Raw genomic sequence first — 2,293 nt, 5'->3', positions numbered from 1 at the left:
CCACGGACCGCGGCAGCCGGCCGGCGGCGTTCACCCGGGCCGATCCACCCGGGCCGGTCCGGTCAGTGCCGCGTCCTCATCGGGCGCCCCGGTCGCGCATCGGCCGCAGGGCCGGCCGGCTCGACTTCTCGGTGCCGAGCCGCTGCGCGAGTCCCGCCACGGTCGGCGCGTCGAACAGCGTCCTGATCGGCACCTCGACCTCCATCACGGCACGGATCCGGGCGACCAGTTCCACGGCCAGCAGCGAGTGCCCGCCCAGCTCGAAGAAGTCGTCATCGACGCCCACCTTCTCCAGCCCCAGGACCGCTGCGAAGGCCTGGCACAGCAGCTGCTCCTGGGGGTTGGCCGGGGCCCGGCCGGCACCCGCGCCGACGGCGTGGTCCGGGACGGGCAGGGCCTTGCGGTCCAGCTTGCCGTTGCCGGTCAGCGGCAGAGCGTCCAGCACCACGACGGCCGACGGGACCATGTACTCCGGGAGCCGTTCGGCGGCGAACGCCAGGACGGTGTCCGGGAGTCCGCCGACCTCGTCGTCGGCGACGACGTACGCCACCAGCCGGGTGTCCCCGGGGACGTCCTGCCGGGCGATCACCGCGGCCTGCGCGACCTGCGGGTGGGCAGCCAGCACGGCCTGGACCTCACCGGGCTCGATCCGGAAACCGCGGACCTTGACCTGCTCGTCCGCCCGGCCCAGATACTCCAGCTGCCCGTCCGTACGCCAGCGCGCCACATCACCCGAGCGGTACATGCGCAGAGCGGGCTCGAAGGGGTTCGCGACGAACCGCTCAGCCGTCAGGCCCGGGCGCTTGACATAACCACGCGCCAACTGCGTACCCGCGATGTACAGCTCACCGGCCACACCCGGCGCCACCGGGCGCAGGTACTCGTCCAGCACATAAAGGCGAGTGTTGGCGATCGGACGGCCGACCGGAACCGGCTCGCCCATCTCCTGCCCGGCCCGCAACGCGAACACCGCGCAGCCCACCACGGTCTCCGTCGGCCCGTACTCGTTCACCACCACCGACTCGGGAGCCCGCTCCAGCCAGGACCGCACCACTGCGGCCGGCAGTGCCTCGCCACCGACCACCCAGCTGGCCGCAGCACCCTTCACCTGGCCGTCCGACAGCATCTCGCCCAGCAGCGGCAGATGCGCCGGGACGGCCTTCACCAGACCGAACCCTCCGCCGTCCCGCAGCAGCTGCGCCAGTCCCTCGGCGCCGCCCTCCCGGCTCACCACCACCGGCGCACCCGAGATCAGCGGTACGACCACGCTGGTCACCGTCAGGTCGAACGCCAGCGACGAGTGCAGCGGCGCACCGCCTTCCGCGCCGTACGAACCGGCCGCATGCCGCGCGTAGTTGGCGAGCCCGCCATGCGTGACCGCCACGCCCTTCGGCCGACCCGTCGAGCCCGACGTGTAGATCACGTACGCCAGACCGTCCGCCGACACCGGCATCCCGGGAGCGGTCGTCGGCAGGGCGGCCACCTGCATCGCCGTGAGCGCACCGTCGACCGCCACCACCCGGGCCCGCCCGGCCGGGAGTTCGTCCAGCACCTCCTCGTCGGTGAGCGTCAGCACCGCGCCACTGTCCGCCAGGATGAACGCGATGCGCTCCGCCGGGTACTCCGGATCGACCGGCAGATAGCCGGCACCCGCCTTCCAGGTGGCGAGGAGGGCCACCATCATGTCCACGCCCCGCGGGAGGCAGATGCCGACCAGCGACTCCGCGCCGACCCCCTGCGCCAGCAGATAGTGGGCCAGTCGGTTCGCCCGCTCATCCAGCTCCCGGTACGACACCTCCTCACCGTCCGCCCTCACGGCCACCGCATCCGGTGTACGCACCACCTGGACCGCGAACAACTCCGGTACCAGAGCCGCACCGAAGTCCACCCCGGTGTCGTTCCACTCGGCAAGCACCCGCCGCCGTTCGGTCTCCTCCAGGACGTCCACCGCGCTCAGCCGCAGCCCCGGATCGCCCGCCACCAGCTCCAGCACCCGCACCAGGCGCTCCGCGATCCGCTCGACCGACTCCGCCTCGAACAGATCCGCCGCACCGATCACCGTGCCGAACACACCCGCCGGCGCGCCCTGCGCATCAAAAGCCTCGCCCAGCAGCACATCCAGGTCGAACCGCGCCGCCGTGGCCGCACCCGTCGGCATCCCACTCACTCCCGTACCCGGGAGATCAAGGACGGCCCGCGCGTTGTTCTGCATCGTGAAGACCGTCTGGAACAACGGATGACGGCCCATCGAACGCGCCGGCGCCAGCTCCTCCACCAGCCGCTCGAACGGCAC

1 protein-coding gene is annotated in these 2,293 nt (G+C 72.3%); it reads right to left on the bottom strand.

The window, feature by feature from the left end; all coding sequences use genetic code 11:
- Nucleotides 1-76: 76 nt before the first annotated feature.
- A partial coding sequence (locus ABT300_RS43335) for a non-ribosomal peptide synthetase (RefSeq protein WP_351688486.1) occupies nt 77-2,293 on the bottom strand: 2,217 nt, incomplete at its 5' end.

Source organism: Streptomyces sp. NPDC001027, from assembly GCF_040299045.1.
Taxonomy (GTDB): Bacteria; Actinomycetota; Actinomycetes; order Streptomycetales; family Streptomycetaceae; genus Streptomyces.
The sequence above is the reverse complement of the archived record's forward strand: the minus strand, read 5'-3'. Positions and strand labels throughout refer to the sequence as shown.